The organism is Shewanella oncorhynchi (assembly GCF_030848765.1).
Lineage (GTDB): Bacteria > Pseudomonadota > Gammaproteobacteria > Enterobacterales > Shewanellaceae > Shewanella > Shewanella oncorhynchi.
Map to the genome: position 1 here is coordinate 3,848,742 of NZ_CP132914.1, position 17,490 is coordinate 3,866,231.

At 46.1% G+C, this 17,490-nt stretch carries 12 protein-coding genes; 7 read left to right on the forward strand and 5 right to left on the reverse strand.

Annotation, left to right across the window (positions count from 1 at the left end; genetic code table 11):
- Positions 1 to 80 precede the first annotated feature (80 nt).
- Positions 81 to 2,657, reverse strand: coding sequence for a TonB-dependent receptor plug domain-containing protein (locus tag RA178_RS17185; RefSeq protein ID WP_306685420.1), 2,577 nt, complete (start codon positions 2,655 to 2,657; stop codon positions 81 to 83).
- Between the two features lie 369 nt (positions 2,658 to 3,026).
- On the opposite strand from RA178_RS17185, the gene RA178_RS17190 reads away from it, so the two are divergent.
- The 3 genes from RA178_RS17190 to RA178_RS17200 all read left to right on the forward strand — a co-directional run bounded on the left by RA178_RS17190 (position 3,027) and on the right by RA178_RS17200 (position 8,255).
- Positions 3,027 to 4,487 (forward strand): sigma-54 interaction domain-containing protein, encoded by a 1,461-nt coding sequence (locus tag RA178_RS17190; RefSeq protein WP_105250005.1) that lies wholly within the window; start codon positions 3,027 to 3,029, stop codon positions 4,485 to 4,487.
- Between the two features lie 172 nt (positions 4,488 to 4,659).
- Positions 4,660 to 6,132 carry a cytochrome c oxidase accessory protein CcoG gene (gene ccoG / locus RA178_RS17195; protein WP_306682986.1) on the forward strand — a complete coding sequence of 491 codons (1,473 nt, stop codon included), beginning with the start codon at positions 4,660 to 4,662 and terminating at the stop codon, positions 6,130 to 6,132.
- A gap of 521 nt (positions 6,133 to 6,653) precedes the next feature.
- Complete coding sequence (locus RA178_RS17200) at positions 6,654 to 8,255, forward strand: AMP-binding protein (RefSeq protein WP_306682990.1); 1,602 nt, start codon at positions 6,654 to 6,656, stop codon at positions 8,253 to 8,255.
- Positions 8,256 to 8,376: 121 nt separating this feature from the next.
- On the opposite strand, the gene RA178_RS17205 is transcribed toward RA178_RS17200, so the two are convergent.
- From RA178_RS17205 to RA178_RS17220, 4 genes are all read right to left on the reverse strand, one after another.
- A complete protein-coding gene (locus RA178_RS17205) occupies positions 8,377 to 10,281 on the reverse strand; it encodes an ABC transporter transmembrane domain-containing protein (RefSeq protein ID WP_306682992.1) in 1,905 nt (634 codons plus the stop codon).
- Between the two features lie 218 nt (positions 10,282 to 10,499).
- Positions 10,500 to 11,057 carry a heme utilization protein HutZ gene (gene hutZ, locus RA178_RS17210; protein WP_173496943.1) on the reverse strand — a complete coding sequence of 186 codons (558 nt, stop codon included), beginning with the start codon at positions 11,055 to 11,057 and terminating at the stop codon, positions 10,500 to 10,502.
- A 36-nt stretch (positions 11,058 to 11,093) separates the two neighbouring features.
- A complete protein-coding gene (gene hutX / locus RA178_RS17215; protein ID WP_173496942.1) occupies positions 11,094 to 11,675 on the reverse strand; it encodes a heme utilization cystosolic carrier protein HutX in 582 nt (193 codons plus the stop codon).
- Positions 11,676 to 11,710: 35 nt separating this feature from the next.
- The gene (locus tag RA178_RS17220) at positions 11,711 to 13,801 is read right to left on the reverse strand and encodes a TonB-dependent hemoglobin/transferrin/lactoferrin family receptor (RefSeq protein ID WP_306682994.1); all 2,091 of its coding nucleotides are present in this window, start codon (positions 13,799 to 13,801) and stop codon (positions 11,711 to 11,713) included.
- Positions 13,802 to 14,150: 349 nt separating this feature from the next.
- On the opposite strand from RA178_RS17220, the gene RA178_RS17225 reads away from it, so the two are divergent.
- From RA178_RS17225 to RA178_RS17240, 4 genes are all read left to right on the forward strand, one after another.
- Positions 14,151 to 15,038 carry an energy transducer TonB gene (locus RA178_RS17225; protein WP_306682996.1) on the forward strand — a complete coding sequence of 296 codons (888 nt, stop codon included), beginning with the start codon at positions 14,151 to 14,153 and terminating at the stop codon, positions 15,036 to 15,038.
- Positions 15,039 to 15,174: 136 nt separating this feature from the next.
- Positions 15,175 to 15,930 carry a MotA/TolQ/ExbB proton channel family protein gene (locus tag RA178_RS17230; RefSeq protein WP_263222599.1) on the forward strand — a complete coding sequence of 252 codons (756 nt, stop codon included), beginning with the start codon at positions 15,175 to 15,177 and terminating at the stop codon, positions 15,928 to 15,930.
- Positions 15,927 to 16,364: an ExbD/TolR family protein gene (locus tag RA178_RS17235; protein ID WP_263222597.1), complete on the forward strand. Its 438-nt coding sequence runs from the start codon at positions 15,927 to 15,929 to the stop codon at positions 16,362 to 16,364. The genes RA178_RS17230 and RA178_RS17235 overlap by 4 nt, the downstream gene beginning before the upstream one ends.
- Before the next feature lie 96 nt (positions 16,365 to 16,460).
- Positions 16,461 to 17,447: a hemin ABC transporter substrate-binding protein gene (locus RA178_RS17240; protein WP_263222595.1), complete on the forward strand. Its 987-nt coding sequence runs from the start codon at positions 16,461 to 16,463 to the stop codon at positions 17,445 to 17,447.
- Positions 17,448 to 17,490 lie beyond the last annotated feature (43 nt).

Below are 17,490 nucleotides of genomic sequence, written 5' to 3' on the forward strand. Positions count from 1 at the left end.
TGCTTACTTCACTTCTATTTATAAAAGCCAAATTTCTTGAAAGGTGGGTTAGAAATCGCTTCTATAAATTGGCTTACTCATTAAAAACGGTAATTCACTCGGCCATAGTAGAAACCGCCGTTGTAATCGAATGGCCCACTTTCATAATAAACGCCACCGAGTTCACCCAAGGTTCCTTCTTTAAGCTTTTGCGCTTCTTGGTCAAATAGATTATTAGCCCCTACCGCCAGTGTTAAGCCATCAAATAACTCATAGCTCACTTCCAGATCTATGGTAACTGCGGCATCGGCCATTTCAGAGCCCCAATCAGAGGTATCGTCAGCATGAGTGGCATAGTACTCACCGAAGTAGTTACCACGTAATGATATGCTTAATTGATCCCATGACTGCGCCCAAGTTAAGGTGGCACGATGTGCAGGAATACCATCTTCTAACCGACGAACTTTACCTTCATCAGTGGTTTCGGGATCGTATTTATCAACGCTGGTATCGGTCCAACCATAGGCAAGACTGAACTTAGCATTACCCGACAGGATTTCCGCATCATAGGAAGCGACGATATCGATACCTTGAGTCGTAGTATCAAAGTCATTGGTGTAATAGCTCACGCCTTGGATCAACTCAGGGAACTCAACGCCAGCTGCACGTAGCGCATCATAATCTTTAGCTTCAACATCAATCTTACTCGACTGCGCAATACGGCCCTCTACGCCAATGTTGTAGTAATCGACAGTTAAGAAGAAGCTTTCATACTCATATACAGCTCCAATCGCATAACTAATCGACTCTTCAGGCTTTAACACTTCACCACCGTAAAATGCCGCAAGCGGATCGGTTGGGGGCGCAATAAAGGTCTGGATCAGTTCACCATCGATGATCGATGTCTGGGTATTCACCACGTTTTCTTGGCCAACCGTTGGTGCACGAAAGCCGGTGCTGTGTGAGGCGCGAAACGACAATTCATCCGTTGCAGAATACTGCAACGTCAATTTGTAATTTAACGTATCACCAAAGGTTGAAAAGTCTTCGTAGCGCAGTGCTAAACCGAGTAACCAGTCATCACTTAAATAAGCTTCTAAATCAGTATAAATACCTATGTTATGACGAGAGTTTTTACCCGCAGATTCTGGGCCGAAGCCTTTAAAACCGTGCGCACCAATGTTGAAACCTTGGCTAGCATAAGGGCCTGCAATCCACGAGGCTTCATCACCTTGAGAAATCTCAAACGACTCATTTCGCCATTCAAAACCAGAAGCAAAACTAATGTCTTCAATGCCTCCTAAGGTTATGAAGCGCGAGAAATCTAAGTTAACTGTGGTTTCAACTTGCTCATAAGCTCCCGTATCGAAATCCGTCGGGGTATCTAATCCCAGTGATGGATTCAACGAATTTTTAAGACCAAAACTGGCTTTGTTCGCCCCAGTACCAGCACTGAAATCATAATTCCATTCACCGATATCGCCTTTTACACCTGCGAAGAAGGACATATCTTCAATGGTGCCAGTGAACTGTGGCGTATAGCCACCTGGAAATATCTGGTTCATAGCAAAGCAATTTGGGTCGGCAACCATCGCCTTGTATGCATCTGTGTCGAGTACGTTGCCGTCACTTCCATCAGCATTTTTAGGGATAGGTACGAGTCCACATGTTGATGGATCACCATTTACAGCGCCCACAAGTAAATTCTGGCCACCATCATTGGAATACACGTTGCTACGATTTTGTGGATAACGATAATAGAAGCCCCCCACGGCATCACGGGAAGACAGATTACCAAAGGCATAGGCGTGCATGTTGGCATTAATGTCTAAGCCTGAGTTGATGAACACTGAATAGTCATCATTAATCTCAGGATTACCCCACACTTGTGCGGGGTCATTAATCGCGGTATTACCCTGCTCGGCTAAGTTAGCCGCATCAGGACGCTGCACACTACGGCTAGTGGAGTCAGCATTTTTATACTGGAAGCTTAAATTAACGAAGCCATTTTCAGTCACAGGTAAACCAACATCACCTTCTACCGTAGTCGTAGCACCATCACCCTCGTAATATTCTCCTTGGGTCACAGTGATGGAACCACCCTCGGAATTATCTTTTAAAACAAAGTTCATGACTCCTGCAATCGCATCCGATCCATACTGCGCAGCAGCACCGTCGCGCAACACTTCGACTTGCTTCAATGCCGAGCCAGGAATAACCGAAATATCAGGACCTTGAGCGCCATCGTTAATACCACCACCTTGGAACGCAATCACAGATGCACGGTGACGACGCTTACCGTTAACTAGCACTAGCGTACTGTCTGATGGCAAACCCCGTAAATTAACGGGACGAACTAAGGTTGCTGCATCACTAATGGGTTGAGCGCGTGAGTTAAACGATGGCACCGAAGTCACTAACATATCAATCATGTCAGTCGAACCATTTTTTTTAAGGTCGTCACTACTAATAATATCAATAGGAACGGGGGAATCGCCGATTGAGCGTGGCGCAGCACGGGACCCTACAACTGCAATTTTTTCAACGTTCTCATTTTTAACAGCCGTCTCATCTTCTTCTGCTATTGCCTGCGGACTGATTAAACTACCAGACAAGGCTAGAGTAATCGCCAAACTCACTGCACTTAATCCAAACTTCTGCTTCTTTGAGGTCATCATATTCATCCCAACTGCTTATTATTTTTAGAATACCTGACCTGCTTTGTGCGATTCTCGTCCCTAAACCTTGCTACCACGGCCAACACAAAATCACATTACATAAACATTTTTATAACATAAATTAAACAATATCCAATATTAAATCAGACTTTTGAATGAATATTAGTCATTTATCTTTTATATCAATTTCTTAGATGAAAATATTTTTTAGAGGATGGCATCAAGTAAAATGTACTCGAACGGCAAAAAGTGTGAGCAGAAAAATTACCAAAGAAAAAATGCTTAAAGGGCATAATCAAAAACACGATATATCGCGTCACAGTACTTAAGGTATACTCAGAAAATACCGCCAAAACCAGAGTAAGACAGATGACCAATAAGATTTCAGTCAATAATGAAAAATCGATAGATAAGCATTTCTTACCGGAAAACCAGTTACTGCTCAACGCTGTCGGCGAAGGTATTTATGGATTTGATTTAAGCGGTAATGCGGTGTTTATCAATCCGGCAGCCGAACGCATGACGGGTTGGAAGAATGAAGAGCTACTCGGTAAAAACATCCATAACTGCCATCATCACAGCCATGCAGATGGCAGTCATTATCCCCAAGAGGATTGTCCAATTTACAACACCTTAAAGGATGGTATCACCCGAGAAATTACCCACGATGTATTTTGGCGTAAAGATGGCAGTAGCTTCCCCGTTCATTACAGTTCCACCCCTGTTTACCGTGACAATCAACTGATTGGCGTAGTCGCGATATTTCGCGACATTAGTATTCAAAAACAAACAGAGCAGTCATTACGCCAAGCCCTAGCCCAAGTACAAGCACTCTCGGAGCGACTCGCCTCTGAAAATCATTATCTACAGGCAGAGCTGGCAGATAAAACGGGTGATGTGGATATTTCGGGTGCCAGTACAGTGATCCGCCATATGATCCAGCAATTGCACATGGTGGCCAATACCGACAGTACTGTGCTCATTTGTGGTGAAAATGGCACAGGAAAAGAACTCGTTGCCCGTAACTTACATCAGCTCAGTCGCCGCAAAGATAAACCCATGATCAGTGTCAACTGTGCCGCGTTTTCGGCATCTTTACTAGAAAGTGAACTCTTTGGTCACGAGAAGGGAGCATTTACTGGCGCCACAAGCCGCCGTAAAGGTCGCTTCGAACTTGCTCATCAAGGCACACTGTTCCTCGACGAAGTCGCTGAACTCAGTTTAGAAGCCCAATCAAAGCTACTGCGAGTCATCCAAGAACAATCCTTCGAACGTCTCGGTGGCAGTGAAACCATTCAAGTGGATATTCGCTTAGTCGCCGCCAGTCACCACGATTTACTCAAGCGAGTCGAACAGGGATTATTTAGGATGGATCTCTATTACCGTTTGAATGTATTCCCTATTCAAGTACCACCACTGCGCGCAAGAATCGAAGATATTCCCGAACTCGTCAGCCATATTCTGCACAACTTGAATCGTAAGCTAGGTAAAAAAATCCGTGGAGTGAGCCAAAAAGGGCTACAAAAACTCATGGCTTATACTTGGCCCGGCAATGTGCGCGAACTGCAAAATATCCTCGAACGCGAAGCCATTCTATCCCAAGGAGATATTCTGCAGATCCACGCTATGCCGAGCAATAATCCCTTAGCTCAAACCCAAGGGCAAACCTTAGCGGAAGCGGAAGCGCTGCATATAGAACAAACCCTTAAGCGCTTAAACTGGCGCATATCCGGCCCACTCGGCGCAGCGAATGTCCTCGGTGTGCCCGCAAGTACACTGAGATCACGAATGAAAAAACTGGGGATCCAGCGTCAATCGAGTGAAATCTAATTCAAAACGAGCACACTAAAAACGCGATATATCGCCAATGTGTGATATATCGTGTTCTTCATCTAGTTCCAATCACAAAATAATTATAAATATCATGATGTTGAGCTAATTAAAACTTGGCCTAGTGCTTGCTATAGGGAGGCGAATCTTATTTAAGCCGTTAGGACCCTTTATGCCCAAGAGCGAAGTTACCCCAAATTCTCCAAGTGTAAATAAGAGTGTGGGCGCAAAACCTGCCTCAGTAGAGCTACACATTCCGGTTAAAAATCTCTCTACTGAAACCGCAGCAAAGAGTCGTCTCCCCTCTGGCAATATCCATTTTCGTGAGCAAAAAGGTGATTTTCAGCGCCTGCGAACCATGATGAATAGCCTATTGATCGTGATGTTTTTCGCCCTGCCGTTTATCTCTATTGATGGCCGCCAAGCAATACTGTTAGATATCAGCCAACAACAGTTTTTTTTCTTTGGTATCACGCTCTGGCCACAGGACTTTACCTTGCTGGCATGGATTTTTATCGCCGCCGCCTTCGGTCTGTTTTTCATTACCGTATTTTGGGGCCGTGTTTGGTGCGGTTACCTTTGCCCACAAACGGCGTGGACCTTTATCTATGTGTGGATAGAAACACGCATCGAAGGCAGCAGTAATAAACGTAAGCAGCTCGATAAAGCCCCTTGGACTAGCAGTAAAATCGGTAAAAGAAGTGCAAAGCACTTACTTTGGGGTCTAACAGCTCTGCTCACTGGCTGTGGTTTTATCGGTTATTTTATTCCCGCCCGCGAACTTTATGTGGACATCTTGACGAGTAATGCCAGCTTCTGGGTGACAAGCTGGGTGTGGTTTTTCGCCATTTGTACTTATCTCAATGCGGGCTGGATGCGCGAGCAAATGTGCTTACATTGCTGCCCCTATTCACGTTTCCAAGCTGTGATGTTCGATGCCAACACTAAAACCGTGACCTATGATGCACAGCGCGGTGAAGCCCGTGGCCCTCGCAAACGTAAACAAGAGAACAATCAAGATGACCATACTTTAGGTGACTGTGTTGACTGTAATTTGTGTGTCGAAGTTTGCCCAACAGGGATAGATATTCGTAACGGCTTGCAATATGAGTGCATCAACTGCGGCGCCTGTGTCGATGCCTGTAATGAGACTATGTTGAAGTTCGATTACAAGCAGAATCTTATCGGCTATATGAGTGAAAATGATCTTAAGGGAGTAAATTACTCCTATTGGCGCTCGCCGCGTTTCTTAGGCTACGGTGCAGCGGTCATTATCATGTTTATCGTCATAGGGTTAGACTTAAATAGCCGCAGCGAGATCCAGCTTAACGTGATCCGTGATCGCCAAAGCTTGTACCGTGAAACCTCGGATAATAAAGTTGAAAATACCTATCAGCTGAAGATCCGCAACAAGACACAAGATACTAAGCAATATCAACTCGCCGTCGACAGTGAAATGCCCTTTAGCTTGATTGCCGATCCTATTATTACCTTGGCAGCGGGTGAACAAGTCGACTATCCCGTCACTGTATTAGCCGATAAGGATGCTATCCCCTCGGGGCGCAAAATTATCCAATTCTCGGTGACGGATGTTAAACAACCAACACAACAAGTGAGCCAAGAAACCGGATTCTTCAGTCCTTAGCACTGGGCTTTTAGCGCTTAATATGAGTTACCGTAACATTGGTCATCATCAGATTAACTACCCAATCGGCGCTTGAGGAATCAACTCAAGCGCCGGTTAAAGGCAGGAATTCATCCCCAAAGACAACCATATCTTTAACGTCTCATACATCGGAATAAAACCTTAAACACCTACAAATCTGAAAATTTCCCCGTTAAACGGCGCATAGACAAAGCAAATTGAGCACATTCAATCTCAATCCTTAGAAACATAACGGTTACAAATTTTAAATTGTCTTTCCTTCAACTCTTATTTAGGTTTTGTGTTTCATTAGATAACTAAGCTTCTAAGATAACTAAGCTATAGTTAAGCACTCAGCTTTAGAGTAAAAATACTATTTGTTACATAAAGATACCGTTATTGGCATAAAGATGTTTTTCGCGATAAGCATTGACCTCTGGTGCTAACACCCTCTAATCTAAACACCTGTTTAACTCCAAAATAATAACAACTAATAAACATCATCTTTGAGGTAGTTCAGCATGGCATACGATCAAGATTCTCAACTCAAACTAAACTACTCATCACTGGTCGATCTGATCGAGAAAACCAGCTTGCGTTACGGTGATAAACCCGCCTATGCCTGTCTCGGTAAAACCAGCAGTTTTAACGAGATAGAACGCGATTCTCGTTACTTTGCCGCCTATTTACAAAATAAGACCACACTCAAACCTGGCGATCGCATCGCCATTCAATTGCCTAATATCACCCAATTTGTCATCGCGGCCTACGGCGCAATCAGGGCTGGGCTTATTTTAGTTAACACTAATCCCCTATATACCGAGCGTGAGCTCATCCATCAGTTCAATGATTCTGGTGCCAAAGCGATCGTGGTTTTATCCGATCTATTACCGACCTTAGCCAAAGTCATCGACAGCACCAAAATAGAATATGTCATTTCAACCCACCCATTAGATTTGATCGATCCGCACGTACAGCCTAAGACAGGCCTGAAGAATGTGGAGTTTTGCCAAATTTTAAAACAAGGCGCAGAACTCCCCTTTAGCCGATTTATCTCAAATCTCGACGACCTCTCGGCGTTGCAATATACGGGCGGCACCACTGGATTATCTAAAGGTGCTATGTTGACCCACGGCAATATGCTCGCTAATGCGGCGCAGGTAAAATCCCGCATCGCGAGCGTGATCACCGAAGGGGAAGATATCTTCGTTGCACCGCTACCGATTTACCATATTTATGCGTTTATGGTGAACTTAGTGCTGTATTTCGAGTGTGGCGGCTGCTCGGTATTAATTCCAAATCCACGGGATATTAGCGGCTTAATTAAGACACTTGCCAAATATCCCTTCACTGGATTTGCAGGACTCAATACTCTGTTTGTCGCCCTATGCCATCAACCCGAGTTTAAAGCACTCGACTTTAGCCATTTAAAAATCACCATCTCGGGCGGCACAGCACTGACGGCAGCGGCGGCCAACATTTGGCAACAGACGACAGGCAATATGATCAGCGAAGGTTATGGGCTATCTGAAACTTCGCCGGTGATTTCACTCAATGCACCCGGTTATCAAAAACTAGGCACTATTGGTAAACCTGTGATTGGCACTGAGGTTAAACTCTTAGATGAAAACGACATTGAAGTGCCCTTAGGTAAGGCCGGAGAATTAGCCGCACGCGGCCCACAAGTCATGCGGGGATATTGGAATAATCCGCAGGAAACCGCTAATGCCATGACTCAAGATGGCTTCTTCAAAACTGGGGATATTGCCATAGCAACGGCGGAAGGTTTCCACCAAATAGTTGATCGTAAAAAAGATATGATCATAGTCTCAGGTTTTAATGTCTATCCCAACGAGGTGGAAAACGTGCTGGCGAGCCATCCAAGTGTGATCGAATGCGCCGTGGTGGGAGTAAAAGATGAACACTCGGGCGAAGCGGTTAAAGCCTTTATCGTGCTAAAGGATGATAGCCAAGATCATCAACAGGCAAAAGAGGCCATTCTAGCCTATTGCCGCGAGCAGTTAACCGCCTATAAATTGCCAAAAGTGATTGAATTTATGGCGCAATTACCTAAAAGTACCGTAGGCAAAATTCTGCGCCGCGAGCTAAAAGATAAAGCTTAGAGACCGCACTTAAAGTGCAGTACTTAAAGACAAAGCTGAGTAACAGAGCTTAGCAACAAAAGCACAATAGAAAACCAGTCGCTAGCTTAAGCGTTAAGCTAGCGACTGGTTTTTATTTTACCTACACGGTCTCATTCAAGGCGCTAGCATTGGCCTCTTCGGTTAACAATTGCAAACTGGCAAATTCACGATATAACGCATTGGATTGCATCAACTCTTGGTGGCGACCGCAGGCAACAATCTCACCCTTATCAAACACAAAAATCCTATCGGCATTGATTACTGTCGATAGACGGTGAGCAATAATCAAAGTCGTTTTACCCGCCATCAATACATCCAGCGCTTGCTTCACTTTCTGCTCGCTCACCGCATCTAAGGCGCTGGTCGCTTCATCGAGTAACAATATCGGTCTGTTGGCTAAAATCGCCCGCGCAATGGCAATACGCTGCTTTTGTCCACCAGAAAGCCGCACACCACGCTCACCTAAATAGGTTTGATAACCTTCAGTAAACTCGCTAATAAACTCGTGGGCACGGGCCGCAATACAGGCATCTATCACTTCTTGCTCGGTGGCATCGACTCGACCATAACGCACGTTTTCAAGTACGCTAGTCGCAAAAATCACCGAGTCCTGCGGCACTAGAGCAAACTGCGACCGCAACTCCTGTGGCAGAAGATTGGCAATATCAATACCTTCCAGTCGAATACTGCCAGCGCTAGGCACATAAAAGCGTTGCAATAACTGGAACAAGGTACTTTTACCCGCACCACTTGGCCCGACTAAGGCAACCCGCTCACCCGCGGCAATAGCCATATTGAGCTGTTTTAGCACTAAGGCATCATGCTCTGGATAGGCAAAATTGAGTCCTTCAATCATTAACTCGCCACTGACCTTGGCGGGCAAAGTCACAGGATGAGTTGCAACGGGAATATCCACTTGTGTTTCAGCCAGTTCGATTAAACGTTCGGCGGCGCCAGAAGCCCGCTGAATTTCGCCTATCACTTCGCTAATCGTCGCCACTGCGCCCGCGACCATCACAGCGTAAAACATAAAGGCAGATAACTCACCGCCCGTCATCTTACCCACCATCACATCGTGGGCACCAACCCAAGTCACCATAGCAATCGCGGCGATACTTAAAAACATCACAGTTGAGATCAGCAAGGCACGGTAACGGATCCGGCCACTGGCCGCAGACATGACATCTTCGACGCGGCGATTGAACAAGCTACGGTCTTTATCTTCATGCCCATAGGCTTGCACCGTATGGATTTCATGAAGCGTTTCATCAACATAAGCGCCGAGATCGGCAACCCTATCTTGGCTTTCTCGCGCCAGCGTACGGACTTTACGGCCGAAAAAGATCACCGGCCCTAACACTAAGGGCACAGCCAACAACACCAGCAATGTCATCTTAACGCTAGTGATACCCATCATGACTAAACCACCAAGAACAGTTACGCTAGAGCGCAGCGCCATGGACAGACTCGAACCCACCACAGTTTGTAGCAAAGTAGAATCGGCGGTAAAACGGGAGATAACTTCACCAGTGCGTACCTTAGCGTAAAAGGCGGGAGAGAGTTTAAGCAGTTGATTGTAAACCGTTAGACGAATATCGGCGCTGACCCGCTCGCCAAGCCAAGTCATCAAGTAGAAGCGGCAAAACACCGCTGTGCCACTGACGGCGGTAATTCCGAGCACTAACAGTATGATTTCATTCAGCCGCTGCGCATTATCCCTTACAAAGCCTTCATCGACCATCAAGCGCACACCTTGGCCCAATGATAACCAAGCGAGCGACCCTATCATCAAGCAGATAATCGCCGCGACAACTTTCAGTTTGTAGGGTTTAAGAAAACCCATAATCCAAGGCAATACCGATCTTTGCTGCGCCGAGGTCCATTTAGCCTTTGATGCATCAGCGCTTGTTGTAGGCATGACTGGAATTAACTTTTCGGGCAATGGCTCAGCCCCCGCTTTAATGGGTTCAGATGATTTGGCTAGTTCGGCTGTCGGCTCGGTCACGGGTGGCATCCTTGAGGTAGGTAAGGCAATTCAAATATAACATCAGCATGAATGGGATCATCTGCAGCCGTTAACCGCGCAGCATGACTTAAAGCATATAAGTGAGATGCTACCTCTTGCAGTGGAATTCAAGGGCTGTGTGGTTTTACTCAAAAGAAAAGCATAAAACAAACCCGCAGCGAGTGCGGGTTTGTTTTATTGCCATCGCTTAGCGCGGCTTAAGCGACTTGCTTGTTTTCCGGCGTTTTTGGCGTGCCGTGGTGGCCATCGCGTTTCCAATCCACATCTAACAACTCTGCGCCGCTAAGGCTAAATGCTTGGCCAAAACCTTTCACGTAAAGACCTTGATGGGGCGCGAGCTTGTATAAGTTAAAATCGGTTAATGCCGCAAGGTTATCGGACATTTCGCCAAAACGTGCCGATAACACACCAACACCTTTACTGAAGGCGGGCGTATCGCGAGGCACTGCCTCGGCAATCGCATCGAAGGTTAAACGCTTGCGGGCAAAAACCGATTTGGCCGCAGTTTCGTCTTCAACTAACATCACAGAGATCTTAGATGAGTGCTTTAAATTATGACCGTGACGGGCTAAGTCACTCACCAAAATATAAAAACCATCATCAGCCAGAGCGAAGGGCGCATAGCTCGCATTCGGCTGGCCATCTGTACCAATGGTGGCCAGTTGCAGAGTTTCGCGCTGCTGTTTAAAGGCTTCGATTTCGGGTAAGAGTTTGTCTCTTAAACGCTGTTCTTGTTCGGTAATTTCAGACTTCATTTACTGTTTTCCTTAATACTTTTGTTAATGCTCAATTCAGAGGTGTGATTGCACCGAGGCAAAGGCAGTCGCGAGCGCTTTAAATTGGCGAACTTGCTCAGGAAACAGTGCTCTTTGTTTATCACGGCCTAAATACACTTTGAACACTACCTCACCTTCACTGCCGAAAAAGTTAATCGAATGGCTCTCGCTGCCTCTAAAAGGTCTGCTGATCAAGGCGATACCACTCATGGCATCTAATTTGAGATGACCATGCAAACCGTCACCCTTGCTGTAGAGGTTGTAATAACCGTGGGCGTATTTTCCCTCGGGGAAATCCCCTTTAAATTCAAATACGCTGCCAGATAACATCACAATAGTGGTTAACTTTCCCCATTTGGGTAAGGCTTGCAGTAAGGTATCGAGCTGAGTTAACGGAACAAACACCACTTGTTCGGGCGGCAATGCAGCGACCACTTCAAGCTCGGCAATGCCTAATTCACTGGCGAGCTGCGCCGGCATTAAATCAGCTTGTTGCTCAAATCGTTGTCGCAATTGCGCCTGTTGCTCACTTAGCTGACGTTGCTCAGAGTTTAAATCTGGCACGACATCGAGCTCGGTATCGAGTGTCATCTTCATTTTACTGTCTCCAGCGGTAGTGACTATTGAGTGGCTTAGAACATATAGCGCGCCGATAACTTCATATTACGACCCGGTTGATACAAGGTTTGCCACGCTTGTTGATACTTCTCATCACCGATATTTTCGATTGCGAAATCCACTCTCACACCCGCCATCGCGCCCATAGTCGGCTCCCACGCAACATACACATCCCATAGGGTGTAATCGTCGTATTTCGCCACTTTAAAGCCATCAGGCGTATTCGACTGAGTCGCCACATAAGTGACGCGAGTGCCCAGTTTCATGTCGCCTTCCATAATGCCTTGGGATAAATCGACATTGAACTTATTGGCAGGTATATTTTCTATATCATCGCCCGTTTGACGATCTTCGCCATGGGTTTGGCCGTAATTCATCGCTAAACGAGTTTGGCCAATACGGTAACGACCGCTAATTTCAAAACCTGTTAAACGTGCATCTTCAACGTTATTCCATGAGGTCGTTTGCTCGAATCCAGGAATGCCACGCCAAGGATTAGACACTTGCTGCACGATAAAATCGTCCACATCGTTACGGAAAACGTTAAACGTTAGCGCCAGTTCATCATCACCCGCTAACTCACTGAAACGTAAGTCCGCTTTGATTTCTTTATTGCGCGCAGTCTCTGCTTTTAGATCCGAATTCACCGCGAAGGTGTTACATAAACCTTGGGGTAAAAATCCGGGGATTGGCGGGATGCAATAGTGGGTGCCGCTGGAGAACATTTCCTCTACCGTAGGTGCGCGGAAGGCTTGATCGTAACGGGCACTTAAGGTCAACCAAGGCTGAGTCTGCCACACCAAGCCAAGCGATGGTGATAACTCATTGTCATCTGAGGATAAGTTGAGATTATGGCTGTCATTTTTAAAGCTGTCATAACGCAGACCCGCATCAAGATTTAACGTCTGAGTCAGCTCGATATCCGCACGCGTAAAAGCGCCCCATACTGTGGTTTCGCCATCGATATTCTCTGGACGCTGGCCCACTTGGCCCGAATCATCACGCGTCGTTTCTATGGTATCGCGAAAACCATCGACCCCGTAGGTCAACAGAGTATTGCCTAAACGCGAACTGTTATTAAGGTTAATCCCCACAGTGCGGAACTCAGTACTGTCTTGCTGACCTTTCGTAATACGGTCTTCATCGTAGTCGGTACTGTTCCAATACACTTGCATCTTAGTATCCAGATACGGGTTATTAGCAGGATTGAGACTATAGTTTAGGGTCAGGTTTTGATCGTCAGTCTTGCGGCGCACCAAAGGCACTGAACTACTCACAGCAGCAGAAGGATTGCTAGGTACTAATTCATTGTTTTTGCTGGCTCTTGCAGATAACTCTAACCGTGATGCCTCGTCGGCTTGCCAACCGAATTTAGCTAAACCACTGCTGCCTTGGGATGCACTGTTATTTAGAGTTTCGTCATTACCGGTTTTTATATTGTTTGAATCGTAATAGGCACCATTGAGTAACCAATCGATGCTGTCTTGTTGACCATAGATAGCGCCACTGGTTTTAGTGCGGGAGCCACTGGTCTCATAACCTTGTTTGAAATAGCCACCAAAGGTCTCGTCTGGTGCTAAAAAATCTTGTGCCGACTTAGTATTCTGCGCTACGACGCCACCGAGGGCACCACTGCCCCACAAGCTACTGGCAGGGCCGCGCAGCACTTCGATGGATTTGAGCAACTCAGGGTCCATAAAGTAGGACCCTCTGTGACCAGAGCTGGTATTTTGTCTTGCGCCGTCAATTGTTTGCAACACACGATCGCCACTTAAACCACGGATTTCAACCCCTTGAGATGAAGCTCTTGGGCCATTGGTCAGCGTAATATTCGCCTCATTTTTAAGGGCATTGGCAACTGATGATGCTTGAGCGACCGTAAGCTGCTCTTCATCCACCACTGCCACGCTACGGCTGGTTTCGGAGGCTTTTTCACTGATGCGTGTTGCACTCACCAATACTTCATCAAATTCTGTTGTGACTAGTTTTTTATTCGCATCCTGTTGAACAACAGGCTTAACACTTTCCTCTGCCGCTAACGTAAAACTTAGGGCCGTACCACTCAGTGCTATCGCCATGGCGATCACTAACGGCTTTTTTTTCATCTCTTCATCCTCAAGTGATATTCAGCTGTTTCCGTACAATTTATTACTGAGCCTAGACTCTCTTCCAGACGTCAATCCTTTCGAGATTGAGTCTGTTCCAGATGCTCAATTCCAGATTTGGCTCTTTCGAGATTGAGCCTCTTCCAGATCGAGCCCAAGGCAATCAGTCCCCATAAAGTAGGATAAATTGTCGGTTTAGCTGTTTTTTTAAGCGCTCATTCGAGCTATTGCAGGCACTCTACCTGAGATAACAAAATAGATCAAATGCAAATCATTATCATTTGCGATCTTGTTTATATTGAGATATCTTAATTAGGAAAATGGCTTTCATTAGAAAAAAGAGGTTGCTGTGACACCAAAACGATATCTTGCCTTTGGCGCGTTAACGGTTGCCATCCAGACGGGTGTTATCGCCTCCCAACCCGCTATGACTATGCAGCCAAGCGCCCAATCATCGAGCGTAAACCAAGCATCACTCACTCCCAGCGCAAATACTGTCACCCTTAATTTTTCTACCGCGACTAGCGCTACAAGCAACACGAATGCAGAGCCCATCAATCAAGCAGACGCCAAAGTAGCAACAGTGAACAGTACAGTGCAAAAAAACAGTACAGCGCAAAAAGTATCAACAGCAGAATCTGTCGATAAGGCGGTTATCCCGAAAACTAAAGCTGATCAACGAATTGACAGCCAACTCGCCAAAAAATCTTCAGCAACAAAACCCACGGCTAACAATCATCCGAATACAGACCCTTTAGCGACGAACGCTTTAGAACCAAGTGCTTTAAACCCAAGTGCTTTAAACCCAAGTGCTTTAGCACATAAGCGACTCGAACAAGTTGAACAACAAACAGAACCCCAAACTGCACAAATGGATTTAATCGCTAACGCAGCCGAAGTTGATGCAAAAGCGACCCCAAATGTGGCCAGTGCAACAGCTGACAGTGCCCAAACTAACATAGTGGAATTAGCCAAACCGCTGTTCGCTGCAGCACCACCGCAACCGACTTATCCAAAGATAGCGCGTAAAAAAGGGCTAGAAGGCACCGCAACCATAGAAGTGATGTTTAACGAACTTGGTGAGCAACTGGCACTGACGTTAGTAAAAAGCTCAGGGTTCAGTCTGTTAGATCAAGCCGCGTTAGATGCAGTTGAAAACTGGCAATTTGCGGCGCCAGCGCAAAGGCTAGCGAGTCATTATAAGGTCAGAGTGCCTATTCGCTTCGCGCTCAATTAACAGGCCCAATGTTGCCACTGAAAAGTTAGCCAGTGGGAAGTTAGCTCGTGGAATGTTAGCCACCGCACAACTAGCTTGATTTTTGTTTTACTAAATTACATATAAAACTACTTTTTTAATAGATTGGAGAGGCTTAATGCCCGTAACTGATTTTTCAACCCTACAGACTCAGCTTGGCGTGCTGACTTGGCCCTTGTTGTTATGTGCTTTTTTAGCTTTGATGATCTGCCTTGAACGTAGCGCCTTGTTTTTGCAACAAACTTTGCTGTCAATCTGGCCAAAAAAACAGGCCTGGGTAAAAGCATTGCGTCAATCAAGCTCAGCGGCAACCACTGAAAACGTTAGCGCGCTGCTAGCGCAAACCAGCGCACAGCAAGATTTACTCGCCCGTGGCGCGACCTTGTTACTCAAACAAGTCCACCAGCCAAAAGTGCTAAGGGAAGAATTACTCAGTCTGTGGCTGAATAAGCAACAACGCGACTTGCAAGCCGGACTCAAGGTTTTACAAGTGATTGGCATCATTAGTCCACTACTCGGTTTGCTCGGCACAGTATTGGGACTCATCGAAATGTTTGCCCAACTCGGGCAATCACAAGGCCCCGTCACTCCAGCACAACTCAGTGCTGGACTGGGCCTTGCGATGAACACCACAGCTGCCGGACTCATGATCGCCGTGCCCGCCATTACCGCCGCCCATCTTTTTGGGATCTGGGCTCAAAGCCAATGCCTGCGCGCTGGGCATGTGCTCAATCAACTCAATCTCTGGTTAGCGGGTATCGAAGATATTTCAATTGATGCCAATCATTACCATGCATTCACCCGAGTCAGTAAAACCAGCGTCGAGCAAAAATTGGCATCCAAGCCCCATTCTCAAATTGAGCCACAGACATGATAAGTGCAGATAAATCATTCTTATCGCAGGCTGGCATTGCTTCGCCTGAGCAACTTCCGAGCCTAGATTTAACCGCGTTAATCGACATTATTTTTATCGTGCTGGTGTTTTTACTACTGACGGCAAATAGCCAATTATTGAGTTTGCCGGTAGATGTGCCACAAAGCCCAAGCTCAGCTATCACGGCAATCGACAACAAACAAACAATTGCCATCAATATCATGGCAACAGCGCCTTATTGGGCTATTGATGGCAAAGAGTTTGATGACTTAGCCACTTTTACCACTGAATTTACTGCACATTTTCAGACTATGCCGAAGGCGACGGTTGTCATTGTCGCCGACAAAGCCGCGCCAGTGGAACCTTTGATGCAACTGCTTGCACTGTTGCAGACGCAGTCCATCAGTCAGACACAAATTTTGATGGAGCATTAGCGTATCCGAACCAGCCGTTTAAATGAGAAAGCAAAAGTCTGACATCAAAAACGGCATCTAAGCCTGTCGCGAACAAGTTGTATTAGGAGTTTAACCATGTTGTTTCAAGCAACTAAAATACCAGTAAAAAAAGGTTCCAGTGCTCAGCGTTATCAACATAAGCGCACATATAAGATATTAAAAAATTTGATGTTTTTCACATCAGCACTTACGGCCTTACTATCCTCAAGCGTTTTTAGCGCTGAACTGAGTGCCGAGCCAGAGATAAGACTCGTGAGTGCGGGTACAGGAGTCACAGAGCTCGTGCTCGCCCTCGACGCAGGCAATGAGCTAGTCGCCATCGACTCCACCAGCTATGTGCCTGAAAGTTTGAGCCATGTGGCTAAGCTTGGTTATCACAGAATGCTCTCCGCCGAAGGCATTATTGCCCTCTCCCCAACGCTGGTTGTCGGTTCAGATGTGATGGGACCAGAAACCACACTTAAGGTATTAAAACAGGCGAATATCCAAGTCGTGCAATTACCCGCAACAAATGATGAACCACAACTTATGAACAATGTGGATACCTTAGGTCACTTACTCAATCGCCAAGAACATGCGGTTAAATTAAAACAAGATTTACATCAACAACTGCAAAGCTTAGCGGGTAAAAAACAACAAGTGCGCGATGCGGGCTCTCAGCCAAAAATTCTCTTCATGCTGTTACAAGAAGGCCGCGGTGCACGGGTTGGCGGTAAAGGCACAGCCGCAGATACTATTATCGAGCTGTCTGGGGCACAAAATATCGCCGAGTTTGATGGCTACAAAAGCATGTCTCAAGAAGGGATTCTGTCCTTGCAGCCCGACATTATTTTGCTGTCAAAGCGTAGCGATAAACCCACAGATCAAACTAATGCACAAATTGCTCAAGAACTGTTGAAAGAGATGCCACTACTCGCCCATACCCCAGCAGGTGAAAACGGCCATATTCAAACACTAGCACCGCAAGCCCTTCTCGGTGGTTTAGGCATCAGTGCCATAAGCGCCGCGGATACGCTCGCCAGCACATTGCTCAAGCAAAACCATTCACAAACGCAGCGATGAGTACAGTTAGCACTAATTAACCCCAGATAAAAATAGAAAGGAT

Bases quoted from the DNA above. Each gene is read 5' to 3' on its own strand.
- RA178_RS17220 (WP_306682994.1), bottom strand. From the start codon at position 13,801: ATGAAAAAAAAGCCGTTAGTGATCGCCATGGCGATAGCACTGAGTGGT.
- RA178_RS17240 (WP_263222595.1), top strand. From the start codon at position 16,461: ATGTTGTTTCAAGCAACTAAAATACCAGTAAAAAAAGGTTCCAGTGCT.
- RA178_RS17230 (WP_263222599.1), top strand. From the start codon at position 15,175: ATGCCCGTAACTGATTTTTCAACCCTACAGACTCAGCTTGGCGTGCTG.
- RA178_RS17190 (WP_105250005.1), top strand. From the start codon at position 3,027: ATGACCAATAAGATTTCAGTCAATAATGAAAAATCGATAGATAAGCAT.
- RA178_RS17200 (WP_306682990.1), top strand. From the start codon at position 6,654: ATGGCATACGATCAAGATTCTCAACTCAAACTAAACTACTCATCACTG.
- hutZ (WP_173496943.1), bottom strand. From the start codon at position 11,057: ATGAAGTCTGAAATTACCGAACAAGAACAGCGTTTAAGAGACAAACTC.
- RA178_RS17185 (WP_306685420.1), bottom strand. From the start codon at position 2,657: ATGATGACCTCAAAGAAGCAGAAGTTTGGATTAAGTGCAGTGAGTTTG.
- hutX (WP_173496942.1), bottom strand. From the start codon at position 11,675: ATGAAGATGACACTCGATACCGAGCTCGATGTCGTGCCAGATTTAAAC.
- ccoG (WP_306682986.1), top strand. From the start codon at position 4,660: ATGCCCAAGAGCGAAGTTACCCCAAATTCTCCAAGTGTAAATAAGAGT.
- RA178_RS17235 (WP_263222597.1), top strand. From the start codon at position 15,927: ATGATAAGTGCAGATAAATCATTCTTATCGCAGGCTGGCATTGCTTCG.